The sequence below is a fragment of the Paraburkholderia metrosideri genome (genome assembly GCF_904848625.1).
Taxonomy (GTDB): domain Bacteria; phylum Pseudomonadota; class Gammaproteobacteria; order Burkholderiales; family Burkholderiaceae; genus Paraburkholderia; species Paraburkholderia metrosideri.
This window is the reverse complement of record NZ_CAJHCP010000006.1, coordinates 369,420-393,714: the sequence shown is the minus strand read 5'-3', so window position 1 is coordinate 393,714 and position 24,295 is coordinate 369,420. Positions and strand designations below refer to the sequence as shown.

The 24,295-nt window shown below is 62.3% G+C and carries 16 protein-coding genes; 12 read left to right on the top strand and 4 right to left on the bottom strand.

The window, feature by feature from the left end; genetic code table 11:
- Window positions 1-128: 128 nt before the first annotated feature.
- The 5 genes from LMG28727_RS15415 to LMG28727_RS15395 all read left to right on the top strand — a co-directional run bounded on the left by LMG28727_RS15415 (window position 129) and on the right by LMG28727_RS15395 (window position 3,677).
- Window positions 129-317 (top strand): hypothetical protein, encoded by a 189-nt coding sequence (locus LMG28727_RS15415; RefSeq protein WP_201643192.1) that lies wholly within the window; start codon window positions 129-131, stop codon window positions 315-317.
- A gap of 135 nt (window positions 318-452) precedes the next feature.
- Complete coding sequence (locus LMG28727_RS15410) at window positions 453-1,853, top strand: FAD-containing oxidoreductase (RefSeq protein ID WP_201643191.1); 1,401 nt, start codon at window positions 453-455, stop codon at window positions 1,851-1,853.
- Between the two features lie 19 nt (window positions 1,854-1,872).
- Window positions 1,873-2,223 (top strand): cupin domain-containing protein, encoded by a 351-nt coding sequence (locus LMG28727_RS15405; RefSeq protein ID WP_201643190.1) that lies wholly within the window; start codon window positions 1,873-1,875, stop codon window positions 2,221-2,223.
- Between the two features lie 256 nt (window positions 2,224-2,479).
- Window positions 2,480-3,055, top strand: coding sequence for a TMEM175 family protein (locus LMG28727_RS15400; protein ID WP_201643189.1), 576 nt, complete (start codon window positions 2,480-2,482; stop codon window positions 3,053-3,055).
- A gap of 133 nt (window positions 3,056-3,188) precedes the next feature.
- On the top strand, window positions 3,189-3,677 hold the full coding sequence (locus LMG28727_RS15395) for a metallophosphoesterase family protein (RefSeq protein ID WP_201643188.1): 489 nt from the start codon (window positions 3,189-3,191) through the stop codon (window positions 3,675-3,677).
- A gap of 139 nt (window positions 3,678-3,816) precedes the next feature.
- Here LMG28727_RS15395 and proP read toward each other — a convergent pair whose 3' ends face one another.
- Window positions 3,817-5,319, bottom strand: coding sequence for a glycine betaine/L-proline transporter ProP (gene proP, locus LMG28727_RS15390; protein WP_236591950.1), 1,503 nt, complete (start codon window positions 5,317-5,319; stop codon window positions 3,817-3,819).
- On the opposite strand from proP, the gene LMG28727_RS15385 reads away from it, so the two are divergent.
- Window positions 5,300-5,767, top strand: a complete 468-nt coding sequence (locus tag LMG28727_RS15385) for a hypothetical protein (protein WP_201643186.1) — start codon at window positions 5,300-5,302, stop codon at window positions 5,765-5,767. The genes proP and LMG28727_RS15385 overlap by 20 nt on opposite strands.
- A 435-nt stretch (window positions 5,768-6,202) precedes the next feature.
- Here the strand turns inward: LMG28727_RS15385 and LMG28727_RS15380 are convergent, their stop codons facing one another.
- Both LMG28727_RS15380 and argA read right to left on the bottom strand, forming a co-directional pair.
- Window positions 6,203-6,475, bottom strand: a complete 273-nt coding sequence (locus LMG28727_RS15380) for an oxidative damage protection protein (RefSeq protein WP_007181244.1) — start codon at window positions 6,473-6,475, stop codon at window positions 6,203-6,205.
- 56 nt (window positions 6,476-6,531) lie between these two features.
- Window positions 6,532-7,920 (bottom strand): amino-acid N-acetyltransferase, encoded by a 1,389-nt coding sequence (gene argA / locus LMG28727_RS15375; RefSeq protein WP_201643185.1) that lies wholly within the window; start codon window positions 7,918-7,920, stop codon window positions 6,532-6,534.
- A gap of 23 nt (window positions 7,921-7,943) precedes the next feature.
- Between argA and hrpA the strand changes: the two genes are divergently transcribed.
- Window positions 7,944-13,034 (top strand): ATP-dependent RNA helicase HrpA, encoded by a 5,091-nt coding sequence (gene hrpA, locus LMG28727_RS15370; RefSeq protein WP_236591916.1) that lies wholly within the window; start codon window positions 7,944-7,946, stop codon window positions 13,032-13,034.
- A gap of 322 nt (window positions 13,035-13,356) precedes the next feature.
- On the opposite strand, the gene LMG28727_RS15365 is transcribed toward hrpA, so the two are convergent.
- A complete protein-coding gene (locus LMG28727_RS15365; protein WP_201643184.1) occupies window positions 13,357-16,170 on the bottom strand; it encodes a YadA-like family protein in 2,814 nt (937 codons plus the stop codon).
- Between the two features lie 656 nt (window positions 16,171-16,826).
- Here LMG28727_RS15365 and LMG28727_RS15360 point away from each other — a divergent pair.
- The 5 genes from LMG28727_RS15360 to LMG28727_RS15340 all read left to right on the top strand — a co-directional run bounded on the left by LMG28727_RS15360 (window position 16,827) and on the right by LMG28727_RS15340 (window position 24,294).
- On the top strand, window positions 16,827-17,843 hold the full coding sequence (locus LMG28727_RS15360) for a YVTN family beta-propeller repeat protein (protein ID WP_201643183.1): 1,017 nt from the start codon (window positions 16,827-16,829) through the stop codon (window positions 17,841-17,843).
- Window positions 17,844-17,906: 63 nt separating this feature from the next.
- On the top strand, window positions 17,907-18,917 hold the full coding sequence (locus LMG28727_RS15355) for a sterol desaturase family protein (protein WP_201643182.1): 1,011 nt from the start codon (window positions 17,907-17,909) through the stop codon (window positions 18,915-18,917).
- A 200-nt stretch (window positions 18,918-19,117) separates the two neighbouring features.
- Entirely contained in the window at window positions 19,118-19,951 is an 834-nt protein-coding gene (locus LMG28727_RS15350; protein ID WP_201643181.1) for an EI24 domain-containing protein, read from the top strand.
- A gap of 25 nt (window positions 19,952-19,976) precedes the next feature.
- A complete protein-coding gene (locus tag LMG28727_RS15345; RefSeq protein WP_201643180.1) occupies window positions 19,977-20,828 on the top strand; it encodes a competence/damage-inducible protein A in 852 nt (283 codons plus the stop codon).
- A 523-nt stretch (window positions 20,829-21,351) separates the two neighbouring features.
- Entirely contained in the window at window positions 21,352-24,294 is a 2,943-nt protein-coding gene (locus tag LMG28727_RS15340) for a GH92 family glycosyl hydrolase (RefSeq protein ID WP_201643179.1), read from the top strand.
- Window position 24,295 lies beyond the last annotated feature (1 nt).

Below are 24,295 nucleotides of genomic sequence, written 5' to 3'. Positions count from 1 at the left end.
TTCAGTTTCCCAAACAAGTGCCTTCGCTTTCCCGGTATTTATCCGCACACGCGTTCTCCCTAAAATCCTTCCATCGACAATGTAAGTGGAGCGCACAGCCGTTGCGGCAGCGCGCGATGGGAGCAGTGATGTCTGAATTGATCAGGAATCAGCTATACCGGCCTTCGGTGGTCCTGCCGATGGTCGCGCTGATGCAGGTGATGGTGTCGCAGGACTTCAATCTCGGGCAGGTCGGCTGGGTGGTCGCCGCCCGTGGCGCGCAGGCCGCGCTGCAACGCTCGCGCGCGCTGATCTGCGCCGCGCATTGCCATGTATGACCTGAAATGACCTGAAACGGCAGGCGTCAGGCGGCTGCTGATATCGCAGCACGTCGGCATGGCAACAGGGTATGGCGGCGCGGAGCACTGAGGGTAAGATGCTACGACCTGCCCCCCAGCCCCGGGAGAATTGCCATGCCACAGCATTTCGACGCAGTTGTGATCGGTACCGGACAAGGCGGCTCGCCGCTCGCAGTCCGTCTCGGCGAAAGCGGCCGCAAAACCGCGGTGATCGAACGCGCGGCGTTTGGCGGCACGTGCGTGAACGTCGGCTGCACGCCGACCAAATCCTATGTGGCCAGTGCCCGCGCGGCGCACGTCGCCCGTCATGCGGCGGAACTCGGTGTGCAGGTAAGCGGCTCGGTCAGTGTCGACCTGGCTGCGGTCAAGGCGCGCAAGGATCGCATCATCGGGCAGTCGCGCGACGGCGTCGAAACATGGCTGCGCAGCGCGGCGAATGTCACCGTCTTCAATGGCCATGCGCGCTTTACCGGCGCGCATACGCTTGCCATCAGCGGGGCGGATGGCGCGGTGACCGACGAACTCAGCGCCGATGAAATCTTCATCAACACCGGTACGCGCGCGGTGGTGCCGCCGCTCGAAGGCATCGAGCGGATTCGTTATTACACCAACTCCAATCTGCTTGAACTGACGGAATTGCCGGAGCATCTGGTGATTGTCGGCGGCAGTTATATCGCGCTCGAATTCGCGCAGATCTTTCGGCGTTTCGGCAGCCGCGTGACCGTGCTCGTGCGCGGCGAACGTGTGCTCACTCGCGAGGACGCTGATTTCGCGGCGTCGGTGCAGAAGGTGCTGGCTCGGGAAGGGGTCGAGTTTCGCTTTGGCGTGCAGCCGTCGCGGGTCGAGCCGCATCCGCATCGCGAGAACGATGTGTGCATTGGCTTTGAGCAGAACATTCCGGCGATGGAAGCGTCGCACCTGCTGTTGGCCACGGGCCGCGAGCCGAACACGGACGACCTGGGCCTCGAAGCGGCCGGCATCACCGTGGACAAACACGGCACGATTCCGGTCGATGGCCAGTTGCGCACCAACGTGCCAGGCGTCTGGGCGATTGGCGACGTCAACGGACGCGGCGCGTTCACCCACACGTCGTATGACGATTTCCATATCGTCGCGGGCAATCTGCTGGATGGCGGCACGCGCAGCGTCGATACCCGGATCATGGCGTACGCGGTATTCGTCGATCCGCCGCTTGCGCGCGTCGGGCTCTCGGAGGCCGAGGTGCGCAACGCGGGCAAAGACGCGCTGATCGCCACCATGCCGATGTCGCGCGTGGGCCGTGCCAATGAACGCGGCGAGACCGATGGCTTCATGAAAGTCATGGTCGACGCGCACAGCAGGACAATTCTCGGCGCCGCGATTCACGGTATTGAAGGCGACGAAGCGATCCATACGTTCATCGACATCATGACTGCGGGCGCGCCGTATCCGACGCTGCAATACGCGATGCACATTCACCCGACCATCAGCGAACTGGTGCCGACTCTGCTCGACCGGCTACAGCCGATGAAATGAGCGGCGGGCAATCTCATCGATGACCCGACCTGCGCCTATCGGCGGCAACCTGTTTGACGCCTTCACGCCGAAGGCCCCGGACGAACAGATCGACGCGCTGGTCGAGCAGGACGGCGTGACGATCGAGCGCATCGTGTCGATGGGGCACGCGAGTCCGCCGGACTTCTGGTACGACAGTCCGCGTACCGAGTGGGTCGTGCTGCTGAGCGGCGCGGCGACGCTCGAATTCGAAGGCAATCCCGAACTGCATGCAATGAAGCCAGGCGATCACGTGCTGATCGACGCGCATTGCCGGCACCGGGTCGCGTCGACGAGCGATCACGAGCCGAGTGTGTGGATCGCGGTTTATTGCCCGCCCGGTGTCGGGTAGCTAGCCATTGAGGATGGCTGGTGCGCGGGGAGTGCGTCGGCGGTGGGGGATTGTTACGCGTGCAGGCAGCCGCGTCGATGCGTGAGTCGATGCATGAGTCGATGCATGAGTCGATGCATGCGTCGAGGCACGCGTCGGCGCACGCATCGACAAAGCCGCACGGCATCGCGGATAATCGGCAGCGCGCCTCGTCAACGAGGCGCCGGCGGGCGGTACTGTCAACCGCATTCATCATTCATCATCAGGAAACCCAACGATGGGCAAGGGACGTGTCGAAGCCTTCAGTGACGGCGTGATCGCCATCATCATCACGATCATGGTGCTCGAATTGAAAGTGCCCGAAGGCTTCGACCTCGCGGCGCTGCGTCCGGTGATCCCGGTGTTTTGCGCGTACGTGTTGAGCTTTATCTACGTCGGCATCTACTGGAACAATCACCATCACATGTTCCATGCGGTGCAGAAGGTCAACGGTTCGGTGTTGTGGGCGAATCTCCACCTGCTTTTCTGGCTCTCGCTGCTGCCTGCCGTCACACATTGGGTCGGCGAAAACCATATGGCCTCCTGGCCGACCGCGTTGTACGGCGTCGTGCTGTTCATGTCGGCGATCGCGTATTTCATTCTGACCCGCACGCTGATCGGCAATCACGACGAGAACTCCACGCTGGCCAAGGCGCTGGGCAGCGACTTCAAGGGCAAGGTGTCGGTGGTGGTCTATCTGGTGGGTGTCGGGCTCGCTTTCGTGGTGCCGTGGGCTTCGGCCGTCCTGTATACGCTCGTCGCCGCATGGTGGCTGGTGCCGGACCAGCGGATCGAGCATTTGATGAAGGAGTGACGCGCGCGCGTGGGCTGCGTGGCACGCTGGCCGATGTGCCGATGTGCCGATGTGCCGATGTGCCGATGTGCCGATGTGCCGACGTGTGTGGTGCCAGCCAACTTGATCGCGATGTTTCGCCGATACTGACAGCATGACTTCTCTCAAGCCGGCTTCTTCAATCACGCGCATCGGACTTATCTCCGATACGCACAACCTCGTGCGCCCCGAAGCGCTGGCGTATCTTGCCGGTTGCGACGCGATCATCCACGCGGGCGATATCTGCAACGAGGCAGTGCTCGATGCGCTGATGCAGATCGCGCCGGTCACCGCCGTGCGTGGCAATAACGACACCGGCGACTGGGCCACGTCGCTGCCGACGCACGCAACGCTGACCGTGCAGCAGGTGAAGATACGCATCGTTCACGATATCGCCGATCTGGGCGGCGATCTGCGAGGTGAGGGTATCGGCGTGGTGGTGAGCGGCCATTCGCGCAAGCCGTCTATCGTCGAGCGCGACGGCGTGCTGTTCATCAATCCAGGCAGCGCGGGCCCACGGCGGTTCAAGCTGCCGGTTTGCGCCGGAATGTTGATCGTTGAGGGTGCGCAGGTAAAGGCGAGCTTTGATTCGCTGTTGACGTGACTAGAAAGCAAAACGGGCCGGCAAAATAATTTGCCGGCCCGTTTTTTTGGGGTGCTGATTCAAGCCGGGCGCCGAAGCGCCGCAGCACATCCATTACAACGAGTCGCGGGGCTTTCCACCGCGCGACTCAACCGCGCCATTACGCACGCGCGGTAGCCGCGGCCGCATAACCCTCATCCATCTCCGCGGCTTCACGCTCGCCGCGCAGCACCGCATGCGCCTCGGCACGCGTGGCCACACACGGACCCGAGCCGAGCAGCGGCTTGCGGGCCGTTTCACGCAGCGCGAGCACCGACACGATGCCGATCAGCGATGCGCCCATCAGATAGTACGCGGGCATCATCAGATTGCCGGTGCTGTTGACCAGCCACGCGGTCACCAGCGGCGTCGTACCGCCGAACAGCGACACCGAAATATTGAAGCCGATAGCGAGCGCGCCATAACGGATCTTCGTCGGGAACAAGGCCGGCAGTGCCGACGGCATCACACCGGTAAAGCACGACAGCAGCATGCAGAGAATCATCAGGCCGCTGAACACCGGCAACACCGTGCCCATGCGGATCAGCAGCAGCGCGGGAATCGACAGCGCGAACAGACCCACGCAACCGAACAGCATCACCGGCTTGCGGCCGATCGTGTCCGACAGACGGCCGGCGGCGAGCGTCATCGGCATCATCAGCACCATCACGAGCAGCACGAGGAACAGACCGTGCGTTTCGTTGAAGTGCAGCGTGGCCGACAGATAGCTCGGCAGATACGACAGCGCCATGTAATCGGTCACGTTGAAGATCAGCACGAGGCCCACGCACAGCAGCAACGGCTTCCACTGTTGCATCAGCAACTCGCGGAACGACTGCTTCGGCACTGCCTTGTCTTCGGCTTCACGCTCTTCGGCCTGCTTCTTGAACGCGGGCGTTTCTTCGAGCTTCATCCGGATATACAGACCCACCAGACCCAGCGGACCCGCGATCAGGAACGGCACACGCCAGCCCCACGTGAGCAGCGCGTCGTGCGACAGCGTTGCGGTCAGCACCGCCACCGTGCCGGCACCGAGCACATAGCCAATCAGCGTGCCGAACTCGAGGAAGCTGCCCATGAAACCACGGCGCTTATCTGTCGAGAATTCGGCGATGAAGGTCGCGGCGCCGCCGTATTCACCACCGGTCGAGAAGCCTTGCACCAGACGCGCGACCAGCAGCAACACCGGAGCGAAAATGCCGATCGACCCGTAGCTCGGAATCAGGCCGATCGCGAACGTGCCGAGCGCCATCATGATCATGGTCATCGCCAGCACGCGCTGACGTCCGATTCGATCGCCCAGCGGCCCAAACACCATGCCGCCGACCGGGCGCACGAGGAACGCCGCGGCGAATGTGCCGAACGTGGCGATCAACTGCGCAGCCGGACTCGCCGACGGGAAGAACACTTTGCCAAGCGTGACAGCGATGTAGCTGTACACGCCGAAATCGAACCATTCCATTGCGTTGCCGAGCGCCATCGCGCCGACGGCTCGCTTGAGGAGGGATTTGTCGACCACGGTGATGTCGTCGAGGGAGAGGCGTTGTTCTTCTTTGTGGTGTCGCCAGAAGCCGTTGCTGGAAGCGGTCAAGGTGAAAACTCCAATGACTGCGACGAAACTCATGTTGCGCATGAACGTTCCGCCACGGGTGCTGGGGAAGTGCAATTTCGAGAGCAAGGCAATAGCAGCTGCATTGCCGGCTCCGGCAATGAAGTGGGGATGGACGCGCAAAGAGAAGCAGAACGCCCGTGCCTCGCGAGACATTTCGCGAAAAAACACTCGTCTAGATTGTGCTTGCTGTTGCACCTGCGTGGCCGTGGAAGGGGGGCAGATGCATGAGGACGCTGGGGTGGCTGGAAGCATGGCCCATGCGCCGCTGGAAGGCTTGAAACGAAAAAGGCCGGTTGCTTTATCCGCCGCTCATGCAGTGCCACGCAGTGACATGAAACGGAGAAACGACCGACGAGCCTTCTTGTATAAAAACTGTTCGATTCCGGCTCGCACACGTGTTGCGCGCCAAATTGAAAAGAACGTGAATGAAGGTGAATTGCTGTTGGAACGAGGCACATGATAGCACGATGACGGAGGATCGTGCAAACCCAAGGGCTGCGATGGGGCTGGGTGAGGGCGCTGAATCCCTTGCGGGGTGGGGGATTCCGGCGGATTGTGACAGTGTGCAAAGGGGGCTTAAAAACGGGCTTGGGATGGACTGTTTAGGTCATTTTCGGGCAAGCGTTTCGGCAACGGAGAGGGCGGAAAGCGTGGGATTGCGGCTAGGAATTTGCGGAACTGAGTTGAGCTGGTGGTTACCGACGCGAGGTGACGCGGGCGGGCACGAGGTGACGCGGGGACAAGGCGGCAGCGGCAAGCAGAGGCAGGCAAAGGCGAGCGGAAGCAAAAGAGGACACAAGCCGGCACAGGCAAAACCACGCGGCCAAAAAAAATCCGCGCTCAACGCGCGGATTTTTCTGCTTCCTACACCCTCGGACGCTGCTAGCGCGTTCGATCAGGCCGACGGCGGCACATACCCTTGCGCGGTATCCGCGCCTTCACCGAAGAAGAATTTTTCGGTCTGCTTCATCAGGTACTGACGCGCGCGCGGATCAGCCATGTTCAGGCGGTTTTCGTTGATCAGCATGGTCTGCTGCTTCAACCATGCCTGCCAGGCTTCCTTCGAAATGCTTTCGTAGATCCGCTTGCCGAGTTCGCCCGGCAGCGGCGGGAAATCGAGGCCTTCGGCTTCCTTGCCGAGCTTTGCGCATTGAACCATACGAGTCATGCTGTGCTTCTCCTTTAATCGGTATTGGGGCGGGCAGTCGCTTGATAGGGCGACGCTCAGAGCTGTTTCATCAGCACGAGCGACTTGCGCTGCCAGTTATAGAGTCGGCGGCGATCTTCAGGCAGGTCGTCGACCGTGACCTTGACGAAGCCGCGCTTGAGGAACCAGTGTTCGGTGCGCGTGGTGAGCACAAAAATGCGCGTCAGGCCGCGTGCCCGCGCGCGTTGCTCGATGCGCTTGAGCAGGCGTTCGCCGTCGCCGGTGCCTTGCGCTTCGGGCGCGACCGTCAGGCAGGCCATTTCGCCGATGCGCTCCTGCGTGTACGGATACAGCGCCGCGCAGCCAAACAGCACGCCATCGTGCTCGATCACCGAGAAATGGTCGATGTCGCGCTCGATCTGGTGACGCCCGCGCCGCACCAGCGTGCCGTCCGATTCGAGCGGTTCGATCAGCGAGAGAATGCCGCCGACGTCGTCCGGCGTCGCTTCGCGCAGACTTTCCAGGTTCTCGTACGAGATCATGGTGCCCACGCCATCGTGCAGGAATAGTTCGAGCAGCAGGCTGCCGTCGAGCGCATACGGAATGATGTGCGCCCGCGCGACACCGCCACGGCACGCGCGAATCGAATGCTTCAGGTAGAAGCCCGCGTCGCCGGTGACCTCGCCGCTTTCGTGCAGCTTGTACGCGTCGTCGAGCGAGAGTTCGCGGACCAGTTCAGGGCCTTCTTCGCCGACTTCCATCAGGCCCGGCGTTTCGGTCAGGAACACGATCTTGTCGGCACGCAGCGCGATGGCCGCAGCCGACGCTACGTCTTCCATCGCCAGATTGAATGCTTCGCCGGTAGGCGAGAAGCCGAGCGGCGACAACAGCACCAGCTTGCGGCTCGCGAGCGAATGGCGGATCGAATCCGCGTCGATCTTGCGAACCACGCCGGTGTGCGCGAAGTCGACGCCGTCCAGAATGCCGACCGGACGCGCTGTCACAAAATTGCCCGACACGACGCTGATATGCGCGTGCGCCATCGGCGTGTTCGGCAAGCCCTGGCTGATCGCCGCCTCGATATCCAGACGCACTTCGCCAGCCGCTTCTTTCGCGGATTCGAGCGCGCGTGCGTCGGTAATTCGCATGCCGTGCGAGAACTCGGACTCCACGCCGTGCAGGCTCATCTGCTCTTCGACCTGCGGTCGCGAGCCGTGTACCAGCACGATCTGGATGCCCATGGCCTGCAGCAGCGCGATATCGGACACGAGCGCATTCAGGAGCCCCTGATGCACCACTTCGCCGCCGAAACCGACCACGAAGGTCTTGTTGCGGAACGCATGGATGTAAGGGGCGACTGAGCGCATCCAGTCGACGAATTGCGCATGCTGGGCGAGATCTTCCGGTGTTCCGGCGGGGGCCGGAACGCTCGCGGGCGCGGGGACGAGGTCGGTTTGGGAATTCATGCCGGGGATTATAATGCGCACCCATGTCGAATGTACCCAAAAGTCCCGCTGCGGCGAACGAGAATCCGGCTTCGGCCGCCGATCCCAAGAACTCCGGCGACGCTCATCGCCGCCCTGCGCAGGACGCTCAAAGCAACCCGCCGGACCCGGCGCGCGACGCGCGCCGTGCGGTCGAGGGCGCGCGGGCGTCGGAGCAACCGGATAATCCGCGTCAGGCGCCGCATGATGCAGGTGCAGGTGCAGGTGCAGGTGCAGGTGCAGGTGCAAACGCTAGCGCTAGCGCTGGCGCGACCGCGAATCTGGGCGGCGGTGACTCGCGGTCGCCGTCTGCGCATAACGAGGGCGGCCGCCGTTCACGCGATGAGCGGGGCCACAAGCAGAATGCACAGCACGGCGAGCAGCGTCAGCGAGGCGGCGAGGCAGGCGGCCCGGCCGCGCATGTCAGTGGTCAGGGGCAGCAGCAACCGGCCGGTGGGCGACGCGCACAGGGCGGACAGGCACCAGGAGCGAACCCGCCGCAGCGAGATGGCGAGCGACGCAGGCAGTCCGCGCAGGGATCGGATTCGAATCAGCCGCAGCAAGGCGGCGAGGAAAACGTTCGCGCTGTACGGGGGGCAGCGCCCGACCGTCCATCACGCGACGGCGAGCGGCACGCGCAGTCCGCGCAGGGATCGGATTCGAATCAGTCGCAGCGAGGCGGTGCGGAAAACGTTCGCCCTGTACGGGCGTCAGTGCCGAACCGTCCATCACGCGACGGCGAGCGGCACGCGCAGTCCGCGCAGGGATCGGATTCGAATCAGCCGCAGCGAGGCGGTGCGGAAAACGTTCGCCCTGTACGGGCGTCAGTGCCGAACCGTCCATCACGCGACGGCGAGCGGCACGCGCAGTCCGCGCAAGGATCGGGTTCGAATCAGCCGTCACGTGACAACGCTCGTGCGAATCAACCAGCCCGTGCGTCAGCGGGCGACGCTGAGTCGCGTCGCGACACGCCGGGCGTGATGCCCGCGCCGCAGAAATCCGGCCGGGCGCCGCTTGAAGCGAGCGGCGCTGAGCGCAACGCCGGTCAGCGTGATTCGCGACCAGCGGGCGCACCGGATGGCTCGCGCGAGCCACGCCCGCCGCGCGACCAGCGGCCGCCGCGCGCGCAGCGCGTCGTCGAACCCAATCCGATTCCGCCAATCACCTTCCCCGAAGCGCTGCCGGTCTCCGGCCGTCGCGACGAGATCGCCAAAGCGATCGCCGAAAACCAGGTCGTGATCGTGTCGGGCGAAACCGGCTCCGGCAAGACCACCCAGTTGCCGAAAATCTGCCTTGCGCTCGGGCGTGGCCTCGGCGCCGGCGGCTCGGGTCTGATCGGCCACACCCAACCGCGCCGGATCGCTGCATCGGCGACCGGACGCCGTATCGCCGAAGAACTCGGCACGCCGTTCGGCGAAGTGGTCGGCTACAAGGTGCGTTTCACCGACAACCTGTCGCCGGGCGCATCGGTCAAGCTGATGACCGACGGTATCCTGCTTGCCGAAACGCAGACCGATCCGCTGCTGAAGGCCTACGACACGCTGATCATCGACGAGGCGCACGAGCGCAGCCTGAACATCGATTTTCTGCTTGGCTATCTGAAGGAAATTCTCGTCAAGCGCCCCGATCTGAAGCTGATCGTGACCTCGGCGACCATTGATGCCAACCGTTTCGCGCAGCATTTCGGCCGTGAAGACAAGCCCGCGCCGGTGATCGAAGTCAGTGGCCGTCTGTATCCGGTCGAGGTGCGCTACCGGCCGGTCGTCGAAGACAGTCCGGCGGTCAAGGCGGCGCAGGGCACGTCGAGCACGGCGTCGTCGCGTGAACGCCCGAAGAGTCAGCGCGAAACCGATCGCGATCTGATGGACGCAATCGTCGATGCGGTCGACGAACTCTGTCGCGAAGGCCCCGGCGACGTGCTGGTGTTCCTGCCCGGCGAGCGCGAGATTCGCGATGCCGCCGAGGCACTGCGCAAACACCATCCTCCGCACACGGAAATCCTGCCGCTGTTCGCGCGTTTATCCGCGGCCGAACAGGAGCGTGTGTTCCGCACGTCGAACGCACGCCGTATCGTGCTCGCGACCAACGTTGCCGAAACCTCGCTGACGGTGCCGGGGATTCGCTACGTGGTCGACACGGGCCTGGCGCGCGTGAAACGCTATTCGTACCGCAACAAGGTCGAGCAGCTGCAGGTCGAGTCGATCTCGCAGGCTGCCGCGAATCAGCGCGCGGGGCGTTGCGGCCGTGTCGCCGATGGCGTGTGTATTCGCCTGTACGAGGAAAGCGATTTCCAGGGACGCGTGCGCTTTACCGATCCGGAAATTCTGCGCTCGTCGCTCGCATCGGTGATTCTGCGGATGAAGTCGCTGCATCTGACGGCGATCGAAACTTTCCCGTTCATCGAGCCGCCGCCGGGCCGCGCCATCGCCGACGGTTATCAACTGCTCAACGAACTCGGCGCCGTCGACGACGACAACCAGCTCACGCCACTCGGCCGCGAACTCGCGCGCTTGCCGCTCGATCCGCGGGTCGGCCGGATGATTCTGGCCGCGCGCGATCAGCAGGCGCTGAAGGAAGTGCTGATCATCGCGAGCGCGTTGTCGGTGCAGGATCCACGCGACCGGCCGATCGAGGCGCAGGAGCAGGCGGACCAGGCGCATAAGCGGTTCGCCGACGAGCGCTCGGAATTCCTGCAGTGGCTGAAAATCTGGAACTGGTTCGAAGAAGCGATCGCGCACAAGAAGTCGAACAAGCAGTTGCATGAGGAATGTCGCAAGAACTTTCTGTCGCAATTGCGTTTGCGCGAATGGCGCGATGTGCACTCGCAGTTGCTGACGGTGGTGCGCGAGCACGGCTGGCGCGTGAACGAAGCGGAGGCCACCTTCGAGCAGATCCATCTGGCGCTGTTGACCGGCCTGCTCGGCAACATCGGCCTCAAAGCCGACGACGAGCCGTATTACCTCGGCGCACGCGGCATCAAGTTCTATTTGTGGCCGGGCTCGGCGCTGGTGAAAAAGGCGGGCAAGTGGGCGATGGCCGCCGAACTGGTCGAGACGAGCCGGCTGTACGCACGTTGCATCGCGAAGATCGAGCCGGAGTGGATCGAGAAGATCGGCGAGCATCTGCTGAAGAAGTCGCTGTCCGGGCCGCATTGGGAGAAGCGCGCGGCGCAGGTGTCCGCGTTCGAGCGCGCGATGCTGTACGGCCTGCCGATTTATCACCGTCGGCGCGTGAGCTTCGGCAAGCAGGACCCGGCGCGCGCGCGGGAGTTGTTCATTCGCGGCGCGCTGGTCGAAGGCGAGTTCGATACGAAGCTCGCGTTCTTCGCGCACAACCGCAAGCTGCTCGCCGATATCGAGCAACTGGAACACAAGTCGCGTCGCCAGGACGTGCTGGTCGACGACGAGCTGATCTTTGCGTTCTACGATCAGGCGCTGCCGGACGGCATCTACACCGGCGCGTCGTTCGAGCGCTGGTATCGCGACGAGGTGAAAAGGAGCGCTCAGCCCGAGGACAAGCTGCGCTTGCTGTACCTGTCGCGCGACGATCTGATGCGCCACGAAGCCGCTGGCGTGACGACGGATCTGTTCCCGAAACGGATGACGATGGCGGGCGTCGAGATGGCGCTCACGTATCACTTCGAGCCGGGTTCGCCGCGTGATGGCGTCACGCTCGCCGTGCCGCTGTATGCGCTGAATCAGGTCGACGCGCGCCGCTGCGAGTGGCTCGTGCCCGGCATGGTGAAGGAAAAGGCGCAACTGCTGATGAAGTCGTTGCCGCAAAAGTTGCGGCGCCATTGCGTGCCGCTGCCCGAATTCGCGGCGGGGTTTGCCGAGCGGCAGAGCGGTGCGCGTTTTGGCGCGGGCGGTTTGCTCGAGTCGTTGATCGCGGATATTCGCGAACAGACCCAGATCGCGATGAAGCAGTCGGACTTCAAGCTCGAAACATTGCCGGCTCATCTGTTCATGAATTTCAAGGTCATCGACGAGCACGGACGACAGCTCGCGATGGGCCGCAATATGTCGCAACTGCGCGCCGAACTGGGCGGCCAGGCGCAGCAGCATTTTCAGAAGATTGCGGCGGGTGCGGCGGGTGCGGCATTGGCGGATGCGGGCGGTGGCGGAGGTGTTGCGACGCCTGCACAGACGGGCGGTGCGGCAAGCGCCGGTGCTGCACAGCGTGGCAAAGGCGCGGCTGTGTCCGGTCCGCAAACCACGTCGGCAGAGGGCGCGGCGGGCACGGCGCTGTACGAAAAACTGACGACATGGAATTTCGGCAAGCTCCCCGAGTTGCTGGAAATTCGCCGTGGCGGCCAGACCTTGTTCGGCTATCCGGCACTGGTGGATCGCGGCACGCATTGCGATGTCGAAGTGTTCGATTCGCCCGATGAAGCCGCGCGGATTCATCGCGCGGGATTGCGTCGGCTGTTCGCGCTGCAGTTGAAGGAACCGATCAAGTATCCGGAAAAGAATCTGCCAGGTCTGCGCGAAATGGCGATGCAGTTCATGCCGCGCGGTACCCAGGAGGAGTTGCGCGATCAGTTGATCGACACCGCGCTCGATCGTGCCTGTCTCCAGGATCCACTGCCTGCCGATGACGTCGGCTTCCACACGAGACGGGACGAAGGGCGCAGCCGTTTGACGTTGCTGGCGCAGGAAATTGCTCGTCTGGTGGGGCAGATACTCACTGAATACGCGAGCGTGACGAAAAAGCTGGTGCAGGCGAAGTCGTTCACGGCGGCCCATGCCGACATGCAGAGTCAGCTTGACGGCTTGATCGGCAAGCGTTTTGTCGTCGATACGCCATACGCTCAGTTGGCGCATTTTCCGCGTTACCTGAAGGGGATTGCGTTGCGGGTCGACAAACTGAAGGCTGACTCCGCACGCGATGCCCGACAGTTCGCCGAGTTTCATCCGTTGCTGCAAAACTATCAGCGAGCGGTCGCGCAACGCGGAGGGGTGCTGGATCCGCGTTTGTCGGAGTTTCGCTGGCTGCTGGAGGAGTTGCGGGTGTCACTGTTTGCTCAGGAGTTGCGAACGCCGATGCCGGTTTCGGTGAAGCGTTTGTATAAGGTTTGGGAGTCGATGCAGCGGTGAGCGAGGGGTGGCTTTGGTTTCGGCTTCTTCGGCTTTGGCTTCTTTGGCTTCGGCCGTTCAAGCTTCGGTCACTGTTTTAGCCACCGCTTCAATTGCCGCTTCAATCACTGCATCAGCCTCTGCTTCAATCTCTGTTTCAGTCGTGCGGATCGTGTATTAGCGCGTTCGCGTGAACGAGCGCAGCGCGTGACGTCATACGTTGTCAGAATGACGTCACGCTCAAACTAGCCGAGGCCTTGTCGGCCCCGACTGTCTCCTTCACGATGATGTTCGAGCCATCGAGGTCGCAATGCCCAAGATGGATTGGCTCGACGAACGCTGCTTACCAGTGCATGCCAGCGCCAATCGATGCGCCGAACTGACCGCGCGAGTCGGTCGTGCCTTGCATCTTGTAGACCCACTTGCCGGTATCCGACAGCTGTGACACGCCGATCGCCAAAGCCGATTGGCCGGCGTACGTGCCACCTGCCATCGACACCATTCCGCGACCTGGCAGCACCGCTTGCGGCAAGCCCGCCATCGCCAACGCGGATGCCGTACCGCCGTTTGCATCCCGGCGAGCCGACCGGACCTGATCGTCGGTATAGTGGTTTGCCTGGCTGATTGCGCCGCCGACGCTCTGCTGCAACTGATTGACGTTGACCGCGTCGGTGCCTTGCACGCCCGCTGCGACGTGAGTGATCTGGCGTTCCTGTCCGGTCGCGCCGACCGATACCGTGCTCTCCCTGTCTGCCACCGAGCCTTGACCCAGCGCGACCGAATTGTCTGCACTAGCGTTTGCTGCTGCGCCGAGCGCGGTGGTGTTGTTGCCGCTTGCAACCGAGTTCGCGCCAATGGCCACAGCGTCGGCGCCGGTGGCTTGCGCGTTCGCGCCTGTCGCGACCGAGTACGCCCCAGATGCCACTGCACTTTCGGTATTAGGGTCGCCTTGCACGCTATTTAACCGGTAAGCCGAATTGGTCATCACGTTATTGACCACACCGTTGACGGCCGCGTTGAGCTGACCGAGATTGACTGCGTCGTACTCGTCCATGCCGTCCGCAACGTTGTGAATGACCGTGCCTCCATTCGCTGTATCGCCGGCTAGCGTGACGCTGTTCCTGTTGACGCTGCCATCGGCGTTCTGGTCGTACATCACCGCAGCGTCGAGTTTCGCGGCCGTAGCGGCGCCCTGGTCGCTCAATGCCTTTAACTGCGCAACGTTGACGGCGTCGGTGTCGGCGGTGCCTGCCGCGACGTTCGTGATCTGACGTTCGTTTCCAGCGGACCCGACTGAAACGGTTCCCGCGCGGTTAGCAATCGAACCTTGACCGAGCGCAACGGAGTTGACGGCAGAGGCGCTCGCGTTGGAACCGAATGCAGAGGAATTCCCGGCGACAGCGCTCGCATTAAAACCAAGCGCGGCCGAGTTGGCGGCAGTGGCACTCGCGTTAGAGCCGAACGCCGACGAATTGACGGCCGCGGCGTTTGAGTTAGCGCCAAGCGCAACGGAGTTATCGGCAACCGCCCCGGCGGAAGAGCCGATGGCAACCGCGCTGGCAGCGACGGCGCTGGCGTTGTAGCCAACGGCCGTGGCCCCGTCACCTTGCGCGGACGCCTGTGCACCGACTGCGGTGCTGAATTCTCCTTGAGCTTGCGCCCTCGTGCCCGCAGCAAAACTTGCGTCGCCCGATGCCAGCGCAGCGTTGCCGATGGCGACGGCATTCACCCCATCAGCCGTAGCGTGGTCGCTCTCGTCGTTCAGACCGTTCCCGTTCGCCTTGAAGTAACGCGACGCGCTCTCACTGACGGCCTGCAATTGGCTCAGATTGACGGCGTCGGTGGGTGCGGTGCCGGGTGCCACGTTGACGATCTGGCGTTGCTGGCTCGCCGAGCCGACCGAGATCGTGTTCGCACGATCCGCCACCGAATTCTGGCCGAGTGCGACCGCGTTGGCGGCATTGGCCGATGCCATATGGCCCAGCGCAACACTGCCGTCGCCAGCCACTGCAGAGTACGCGCCGAGGGCCGTTGAATTCAGTCCGCTGGCCCTGGCAGATACGCCCATTGCCGTCGCCTGGTTCGCGATGGCGGATGCGCCTGCCCCAAGCGCCGTCGAGCCCGTTCCGTTCGCGCTTGCATCTGAACCGAGCGCCACTGCGCTGTCAGCGGCGGCGATCGCGCGGGCGCCTGCCGCGAGCGAATACGCACCGCTTGCGGCCGCGTCGTCGGAACCGTTGCCGGTGGCCTTGAAGTAATGCTGGGTGCTGCTGTCGGCGATCGCGGTGACCTTGTCGTCCACTGCGCGTAACTGGCTGACATTGACGGCGTCGGTTGGCGCGGCGCCTGCCGCGAGATGGGTCAAGCGCCGCTCGTTGTCCGATGAACCGAGCGAGACTTCGCCTTTCGCGTCTGGAGCGGCGATCAGCGTGGGTGCCACATTGGCGGGGACGAAGCTGGGCAGCGCCAGATCCGCCGTCGTGGTGGAATACGCGCCCAATGCGACGCTGTTGTCGGAACTCGCCAGCGCGTAACTACCGAGCGCAAGCGAATCAGAGGCTGTCGCCGTTGCTTCGAAGCCGAACGCGCCAGAATGGGTGCCTTTGGCAGCCGTGAACGAGCCGAGTGCTATCCCGCCCGCTGCTTCGCCATTTGCATACGCGCCGATCGCGATACTGTCGTCTGAAACCGCGGTGGCCCACGCTCCCGCAGCCAGAGATCGGCTTCCTCCCGCGACCGACGCGTAACCGAGCGAGGTGGACACAAAGCCCGCGGCATTCGCGAGCGACCCGAATGCCGACGCAGCGGTATTCGTTGCGGCCGCTCCAGCACCGGTCGCGACGGCGTCCGGACCTGACGCCAGCGCATTCAGGCCAAGTGCTACCGCGCCCTCTGCGTTTGCGTTGGCTTGCGGGCCGAGCGCCACTGAGCTTTCCCTCGTTGCGGTGGCCAACTGGCCTATCGCAATCGAATGTTGGCCCGACGCACTGGCTGCCGGCCCTGCCTGAATTGCGCCGGTGGCGGGATCGACCGTGCCGGGGAGATCGTCGGCGGCGTGGGACGTTGGCGCCGCTCCCGCCAGCGTCACAGCAGCCAGCACGGCGCGGGCAAGTGCCTTTTGGCGCGCTCCGAAGGGATTCTCCTTAAGAGCGGCCATTTGCTGTGCGGCTAGCCATCTCCGGGGCGTTGCATATCGAACCATTGGGGTATTTCTTTTCATTGTGTCAGAGTCTCCGCGGTACTTTTGCGGACAGCGCGTAACGGCAGGGAATCGCAAAGACGTCATCGCCCTTATGAAACGCACGAAATAAAGGGCAAATGGACCGCGGTGTCACGCGCAGGTGCTTTTGTTATCAGGTACGTGCGAAACGCCCGCGTTACGCTCTTAAGTCCGCCGAATAACTGTCTGGGCGATGAGCCAAAGGATTGTCTGGCGGGGGCTGGCGGCGATGTATCAGCAAAATCCGAAATAAAGATAATGTGAAAAATCGCTCTGAATTTATGTTTTATGAATTTGAATCGGATTAATTTTTGCCGTTGATACTCTGGTTTTTTCTTATGAAAACAATTCAAGTTTTAGAGCATTGAGATCGGTGAACGCGAAGTCATAAGACGAAACTCCGCCCGCGTTTGAAGCCGCATTTTTTCCGTGCGCTGAAAACCTTTTGCTATACACGGGCGCGTCGGCGCGCTGGGGGAAGATTGTTGTAAATCAACGCGCTCGTCATTTACTGTGCATCACAGGCCGCTTGGGACAACCGTTGGCACCGTCAATCGTTCTACAATGACAGTTGTTCTCCGAAGTGAGTTTTCATGCGCAAATTTCTTCTTCCCGGCTTGACTGCCACGTTCGCCGCGGGCGCAGCACTGGTCGCCGCCGCAGGCTTTTTTTCTCCGGCGGCTCACGCCAATAACGTGATCGTGCTCAATTCCGGCGAAGCCACGTTGAGTCTGATCGACGAGACCAGCCGCCAGGTCGTCGGCACGGTGCCAACGGGTAAAGAACCGCATCACCTGATGGCCACGCCGGACAATTCGTCGTTGATCGTCGCGAATTCGGTGTCGAACAACCTGATGTTTGTCGATCCGAAAACGGGGCAGGTACAGCGCTGGGTCGAGAATATCGAAGACCCATACCAGATCGGTTTCTCGCCGGACCGCAAGTGGCTCGTCACCACGGGGCTGCGTCTTGACCGCCTCGATATCTACCATTACGACAACAAGAATCAGATGACGCTGGCGTCGCGTCTGCCGCTCGCGGTCATGCCGAGCCACATGGCGTTCACGAGCGACAGCAAGACGGTGTTTGTCACGCTGCAGGTGTCGGGCGAACTCGCCGCAATCGATCTGGCCACGCAAACCGTGAAGTGGAAGATGAAGGTCGGCAAGGTGCCGGCCGGCCTGTGGATGACGCCGGGCGAAAAATACCTGCTGGTCGGCATGACCGGCGCGGATTACGTCGCGGTGGTCGACTGGCGCAACCAGAAGGTCGTCAAGACCATCCAGACGGGGAAGGGCGCGCATAACTTCCGTTCGCTGGACGACGGCAGGCACGTCGCGGTGTCGAACCGCGTAGCGAGCACGATCAGCATCATCGACGAAGAGACGTTGACGAACGTCGGCGACATCACCGGTCTGATGCCGGGGCCCGACGATATGGAACTTTCTGCAGACAAACGCTATCTGTGGGTTACGTTCCGCTTCGCGAAGCACATCGGCATCATCGATCTGAATACGCGTAAGCTGATCCAGACGATTGCCGTCGGCCGTTCGCCACACGGTATTTATTTCTTCAATCGCGCGCCGGTTACGGCGCCGAATGGAGCCTGAGTGCCGTAGCGATACGGCAACGCGGCAAGCCATGACGAACGAGGTCACCAGGTCAGCTCCACCATGTTCCATCTGATTTTTTCTTCGCTCGACAGCTTCGTTTCAGCCGTTCAAACGTTGCTGTACGTCAACGTGGTGCAGCCGCTGCTGTTCCGCTTCGACCTCATGGGCTATGACGAAGACACGTACGACGCGCTGTACTGGGTGATCGTGGGCGTGCTCGAGGTGCTGGCCATGTACGCGGTGCTGCGCCCGCTCGAAGCGCTGCGTCCGGTGGAGCGGTGGAGCAACCGCAAGGCGGTGCGCATCGACGTGCTGTACACGTGGATCGCCAAGCTGGGCATCCTCAACCTGTTCTTCTTCTTCGCGCTGCAGCCGTTTTTCGACAGCGTGCAGGGCTGGTTGCGCATGCATAACATCGCGAATATCGAATTCGACAATCTGTGGCCCGGCGTTACTACGCAGCCCATGGTCACCTTCGTGATGTATCTGCTGGTGCTCGATTTCGCCGGTTACTGGTATCACCGCTGGGAACACCGGATCGGCGTGTGGTGGGAATTGCATGCGGTGCATCACAGCCAGCAGCAGATGTCGCTCTGGTCCGACGACCGCAATCATCTGCTCGACGATCTGCTGCAGGCGTCGTTCTTCGCGGTGATCGCGCTGGTGATCGGCGTACCGCCGTCGCAATTCGTCGTGCTCGTGGCGATCACCAACCTCGCGCAGAGCGTGCAGCACGCGAACATCCGCTTGTACTTCGGCTGGCTTGGCGAGCGCTTGCTGGTCAGTCCGACTTTCCATCGTCGTCATCATGCAATCGGTTATGGCCATGGAGGGCTGAAGTACGGCTGCAACTTCGGCGTGCTGTTCCCGTGGTGGGACATGCTGTTCCGCAGCGTGTCGTGGAGCCGCGAGATGGAGCCGACCGGCATCGCCGATCAACTGGACGGCCGCCGCTATGGCGACGGATTCTGGGCGCAACACTGGCTCGCGTTCGTGCGCATCGCGAAACGTCTGACGTCGAAGAGCCGGACTGCCCCGGGCGAACGCAGCAACGACACGGCCGCCGTTTGAGTTGCCTGCCTGACCTGCCTGTTTGACCTGTCTGTTTGACCTGCCTGTTCGACGCTCCCGATTTCCCCTGCCACCGGTTTCCCCCGCGGCGCGTGCCGTGGTTTATCCTGTGCACGTCTGTTCGCGCGGTCCCGGCTGGCCAGCCGGTGCGGCGCGCGTTTCCTTTTATTCCATCGTTCCGTTCAGGGGCACCCGCTCGCATGAATGATCTTTTGCGCTCGTTCGGACGCGCGCTCGCCAGCGCGCTGCACCCGCGCATGCTCTGGCTAACCTTCAAGCCGTTTCTCGCGGCGACGATCGGCTGGGGCGTGCTTCTCTGGTTTTCCTGGCAGACGCTGATCGGTGCGACTCGCGGGTGGCTCGACAACTGGTCGTTGACGATCACGCTTTACCATCTGTTCGACTGGCTAGGCTTTTCGACGCTGCACGCGGTCATGGCGCCGTTCTTCGTGATTGCGATAGCGATTCCGCTAATCGTCGTCACGGTGCTGCTGCTGATCGCCACGCTGTCGATGCCGGCAGTGATCCGTTTCCTGTCTGCGCGCCAGTTTCCCAGCCTCGAAATGCGTCGCGGCGGAACGTGGTACGGTAGCCTCGGTCAGGCTTTGTGGACGACGCTGGTGTGTCTGGTGCTGCTGATCGTGACGTTGCCGCTGTGGCTGGTGCCGCCGTTTTTTGCGCTGATTCCGCCGCTGCTGTGGGGCTGGCTGACCTATCGCGTGATGACGTACGACGCGCTCGCGCTGCATGCATCGGCGGACGAGCGCCGCGCGCTGGTGAAGCGCTTCCGGCTGCCGTTGCTGCTGATCGGCATTGCGAGTGGCCTGCTGGGTTCGCTGCCCACGCTGATCTGGGCGTCGTCGGTCTGGCTGATCGTACTGTTCCCGGTCATCACTGCGGTGACGATCTGGATCTATGCGTTCATCCTCGTGTTTTCGGCGTTGTGGTTCGGCTACTACTGTTTGCGCGCGCTGCAGCGCATGCGCGCGGAAGAGCACGGCGGCGTGCGTCAGACGGCGCCGGTTCCTTATTGATATTGATTGAGCGAAAGAGGCGACAATGGCATTTGGCGTCATCATCATCGGCGATGAAATCCTGTCGGGCAGGCGTGTCGACAAGCATCTGCCGAAAGTTATCGAGTTGCTGGGCGCGCGCGGGCTGTCGCTCGACTGGGCGGAGTACATCGGCGACGATCCGCAGCGGATCACGGCCACGCTGCGGCGCACGTTCGCTACCGGCGACATCGTGTTTTCCACCGGCGGCATCGGTGCCACGCCGGACGATCACACCCGGCAATGCGCGGCGGCCGCGCTAGGCGTGCCGCTCGAACTGCATCCGGAAGCCGCGAAGCTGATTCAGGAGCGCATTCGCGACATGTATCCGGCGAACGCGGCGGCGCCGCTCGATCTTGAGTCGCCCGAAAACCGGCATCGGCTGAATATGGGCACATATGCGCAGGGTGCGTCGATCATTCCCAACGGCTACAACAAGATTCCTGGCTTCTCGATCCGCGAGCACCATTTCGTGCCGGGTTTTCCGGTCATGGCGTGGCCGATGATCGAGTGGGTGCTGGATACGCATTACGCGCATCTGCATCATGCAATGCCGCATGCGGAAAAATCATTGCTTGTGTTCGAGCTGCCGGAGTCACGCATCACGCCGTTGATGGAAAAAATCGAGCACGATTTTCCGGGCGTGCGGGTGTTCAGCCTGCCGAGCGTCGGCGATGCGGAACGCGGTGGCGTGTATGCGCGCCATCACATCGATCTCGGCGTGAAGGGTGAACCGGAAGCCGTGGCGGCGGCATTCGTCAAGTTGCGCGAAGGCGTGCATCTGCTGGGCGGCGATATCGTCGAACCGGAAGCGGCGGCCGCTGCCGCAGCCGCAGCCGCGGGCAAACCGCGCAGCTAGGCGGACGCGCCGGCGCTGGCGCTAAGCCGGTGGCCGCCGTGTTGAGCAAACCCTGAGGCAGGCGTACAGGTCCACGGACGGAACCGGTACGCCGCTTCACCCGCATCATCCTGCGTGGCCGCTGCGACGGCGGCTCGCGTCATTCGATCTCCTCGTCGTCGCCGGCAAACCCCAGCCAGTTCCCGACTGCGCCGCGCTAATTGCCGCTGCGTCAGGCGAGCATTCCTGATCCATAATTTCGCACTTTCGCGTAATTGAGGTATTCACATAGTTTTTGCGAAATTGATAAATAAATTCGTACCGCATAAGCGAAGTACTTCAGGTAATACGGTGTGGCCGGCATATCTAATTATTGAAAGATTTGACAGAATTTTAGCTTGTTTAGTAAATTAAAATAAACATAAATCGTAAATGGATAATCGATTGACGTAATTCAAAAGCGTCGTATAGCATGGCTTTCAGTCATTGACCCCAATTGGAAAATCCATAATTGGGATGACTAAAAAACACTCAGGAGACAGCCATGCCAGATTTACGCCGTCTTTCGGTCGCGTTGATTTTCATTGGCGCTTTGACCGGTTGTGGAGGAGATAGCCCCGGCAGTCAGGCCGGCGCTGCCGCGGTGGCGAACCAGCTTCAGGGAACCGGTCAGGGGGGCACAGGCGCAGGCTCCAGCCAGGCGCGCGCGAGCGCAACGGACAACGACCAGCAAAATCCCGGCTCCAGTCATGCCGCGATGCGTTTGACCCAATACGTCAATCCGTTAATCGGCACCTTGGCCAGCAACTCTCCGAACCCGGTGCCCGCAGGGCAGGCCGGCAGCGTGGTGCCCGCCGCGGGCCTGCCAAACGGCATGGTGCAATGGGCGCCTGACACGAACACCACGCCGGCTCCGTCCACCAGCGCGGAACCCGGCTCACCGGCCGGTTATTACTACGACATCAACTCGATCCAGAGTTTCAGCCTCACGCATATGAGCGGCGCGGGTTGTTCCGGCAATGACGGCGAATTCCCTGTGATGCCGACGCTGGACGCCACCAAGCCGCTCGCGCAGACCTTTAGCCATGCGAACGAGAAATCGGTGGCGGGCGCCTATTCCGTCCTGCTCGACAACCAGATCAAGGTCGAGTTGACCGCGACGCTGCGCACGGGCTTCGGCCGTTTCACGTATCCGGATCAGCAAGGGGCTGCGCTCGTGCTCGATACGACCTACACGAATACTGAAACGGGCGTAACGGGCTCAGTCCAGCAGGTCGACTCGAAAACCATCTCCGGCACTACCACTGGCGGACATTTCTGCGGGAATTCCACCAATGTCCCGGTGTATTTCTATGCGCAATTCAGTCAGCCATTCGCGGCGACTTCGTCCTTTACCAATGGCCGTGCGATTATGAATTTCGGTAAAGGTAGCACGGTGCTGATGAAGATCGGTATTTCGTACGTCAGTGTCGCCAATGCGAAAAATAATCTGGAAAAAGAAAATCCGTTGTGGGATTTCAATGGTGTAAAGGCGGTGGCCGATGCGATATGGAATCAGCGTCTTAATACCATCCAGGTGACCAGCCAGGACAGCACCGCGCTGACCAAGTTCTATACGGCCTTCTACCATGCGTCATGGGCGCCGAGCGTCTTCAGCGACGTCAACGGCCAATACGTCGGCTTCGACCAGACGGTCCACAAGGTCAGCGCGGGTCATGCGGCGCAGTACACGAGCTTTTCAGGCTGGGATATCTACCGTTCGCTGATTCCGCTCAAGGCCACGCTGTTTCCGCAGGAAACCAGCGACATGGCGCAGTCGCTCGTCAACGACGCGGATCAGTGCGGCGCGATTCCGCATTGGGTCAACGACAACGTCGAAGACGGCGTGATGCCGGGCGACGCCGGCTCGCTGATTCTCGCGGGTGCGTACGGATTTGGCGCGCGGGAGTTCGATACCCGAAGCGCGTTGAACCATATGATCAAGATGGCCAATATTCCGGGCACCGCGTGCAATGGCGTCACGACGAACGGCGGCCGCGCCAGTTATCTGCAGACCGGCTATATCACGAGCGGCGAGTGGGGGCAGGCCTCGTCCACGCTGGAGTACGCCAGCAGCGATTTCGCCATTTCGCAGTTTGCCGGTGAATTGGGCAACACGACATTCCAGAAAATGATGCGCAGCCGCTCGGCCTACTGGCAGAACGTGCTCAACACATCGTTGACGCCGCCGCTGAACGCCGGGCGCAACCCGGACGGCAGCTGGATTCCGGAGACCCCGGGCAGCACCGACAACTATGTGGAAGGCAACGCCGAGCAGTACACGTGGATGGTGCCGTTCAACCCGGCCGGGCTGTTCGCGCAACTCGGTGGCAACACGGCCGTGGTGTCGCGGCTGAACACGTTCTTCACGGTGCTGAACGCCGGGATGAGCCTGCCTAATTTCTATATGGGCAACGAGCCGACTTTCGAGGTGCCCTGGTTGTACAACTGGGCGGGTTCGCCGTCGGGTACGCAGAACATCGTCCAGCAGATCATGGCCAGCGCCTTCAGCACCGACGCGAACGGCTTGCCGGGCAATGACGACCTCGGCGCCGTGTCTGGATGGTATGTGTGGAGCGCACTTGGTCTCTATCCGGAGATTCCAGGCGTGGGCGGCTTTGCGATTGGCAGCCCGCAGTTCTCGTCGATTACCGTTCATCTGGGCAATGGCAAGACGCTGCGCATCAACGCCCCGGGTGCGCCGACCGCGAATTATGTGCAGAGCCTGACTGTCAACGGCAGAGCTCATAACAGTTCGTGGCTCGACGTCGACGCGCTGGCCAACGGCGCGACGCTGAACTTCGCAATGGGCGCGTCGCCATCGCAGTGGGGAACCGATGCGGCCGACGTGCCGCCGTCGTATGGCGTGCCGGTGGCGCGTAACGTCGCGGATGCATTCAACAACCATGGCGTCAGCGCGGACGGCAGCACCAATACCGACGGTCAGGGGGCGGACTTCGACGGCTCGCTGTACAGCTACTCGTCGCAGGCATTGGCGAGCGCTGGCGCCGCGCCAGGCAAACCGTTCGTGTTCGACGGCGCGAGCTTCATGCTGTCGGGCGGCCCGCTCGATAACGCCGTGGCGGTAGGACAGACCATCGCGATGCCGGCCGGGACGAGAGGCTCCTCGCTGGTCCTGCTGGGTTCGGCCAATAACGGCCCGGGTTCGGGGGCGGCGCTCGTGACGTACGCCGACGGCACGACCACGCCTTTCACGCTCGCGTTCGACGACTGGACGCTCAATGGCGGCAGCGCAGCACCGCTGAACCCGATCGCGTTGACCACGACGTACCGCAATGGTGGCGACGGCACCAATAACGCCGTCAAAACCTATCTGTTTGCGCAGACCGTGCCGCTGACACCCGGCAAGCTCGTGGCGAGCGTCACGTTGCCCAGGCAGGTTAGCGCGGGCAAGTTGCATGTGTTCGGGATTGCCGCCGCACGGTGAA

What these genes read in the sequence shown, in the direction of transcription:
- LMG28727_RS15385 (WP_201643186.1), top strand. Translation starts at nt 5,300, where the DNA reads ATGACTGCGACGAAACTCATGTTGCGCATGAACGTTCCGCCACGGGTG.
- LMG28727_RS15380 (WP_007181244.1), bottom strand. Translation starts at nt 6,475, where the DNA reads ATGACTCGTATGGTTCAATGCGCAAAGCTCGGCAAGGAAGCCGAAGGC.
- LMG28727_RS15415 (WP_201643192.1), top strand. Translation starts at nt 129, where the DNA reads ATGTCTGAATTGATCAGGAATCAGCTATACCGGCCTTCGGTGGTCCTG.
- proP (WP_236591950.1), bottom strand. Translation starts at nt 5,319, where the DNA reads ATGAGTTTCGTCGCAGTCATTGGAGTTTTCACCTTGACCGCTTCCAGC.
- LMG28727_RS15360 (WP_201643183.1), top strand. Translation starts at nt 16,827, where the DNA reads ATGCGCAAATTTCTTCTTCCCGGCTTGACTGCCACGTTCGCCGCGGGC.
- LMG28727_RS15410 (WP_201643191.1), top strand. Translation starts at nt 453, where the DNA reads ATGCCACAGCATTTCGACGCAGTTGTGATCGGTACCGGACAAGGCGGC.
- LMG28727_RS15365 (WP_201643184.1), bottom strand. Translation starts at nt 16,170, where the DNA reads ATGGCCGCTCTTAAGGAGAATCCCTTCGGAGCGCGCCAAAAGGCACTT.
- LMG28727_RS15395 (WP_201643188.1), top strand. Translation starts at nt 3,189, where the DNA reads ATGACTTCTCTCAAGCCGGCTTCTTCAATCACGCGCATCGGACTTATC.
- LMG28727_RS15350 (WP_201643181.1), top strand. Translation starts at nt 19,118, where the DNA reads ATGAATGATCTTTTGCGCTCGTTCGGACGCGCGCTCGCCAGCGCGCTG.
- LMG28727_RS15340 (WP_201643179.1), top strand. Translation starts at nt 21,352, where the DNA reads ATGCCAGATTTACGCCGTCTTTCGGTCGCGTTGATTTTCATTGGCGCT.
- LMG28727_RS15405 (WP_201643190.1), top strand. Translation starts at nt 1,873, where the DNA reads ATGACCCGACCTGCGCCTATCGGCGGCAACCTGTTTGACGCCTTCACG.
- argA (WP_201643185.1), bottom strand. Translation starts at nt 7,920, where the DNA reads ATGAATTCCCAAACCGACCTCGTCCCCGCGCCCGCGAGCGTTCCGGCC.
- LMG28727_RS15345 (WP_201643180.1), top strand. Translation starts at nt 19,977, where the DNA reads ATGGCATTTGGCGTCATCATCATCGGCGATGAAATCCTGTCGGGCAGG.
- hrpA (WP_236591916.1), top strand. Translation starts at nt 7,944, where the DNA reads ATGTCGAATGTACCCAAAAGTCCCGCTGCGGCGAACGAGAATCCGGCT.
- LMG28727_RS15400 (WP_201643189.1), top strand. Translation starts at nt 2,480, where the DNA reads ATGGGCAAGGGACGTGTCGAAGCCTTCAGTGACGGCGTGATCGCCATC.
- LMG28727_RS15355 (WP_201643182.1), top strand. Translation starts at nt 17,907, where the DNA reads ATGTTCCATCTGATTTTTTCTTCGCTCGACAGCTTCGTTTCAGCCGTT.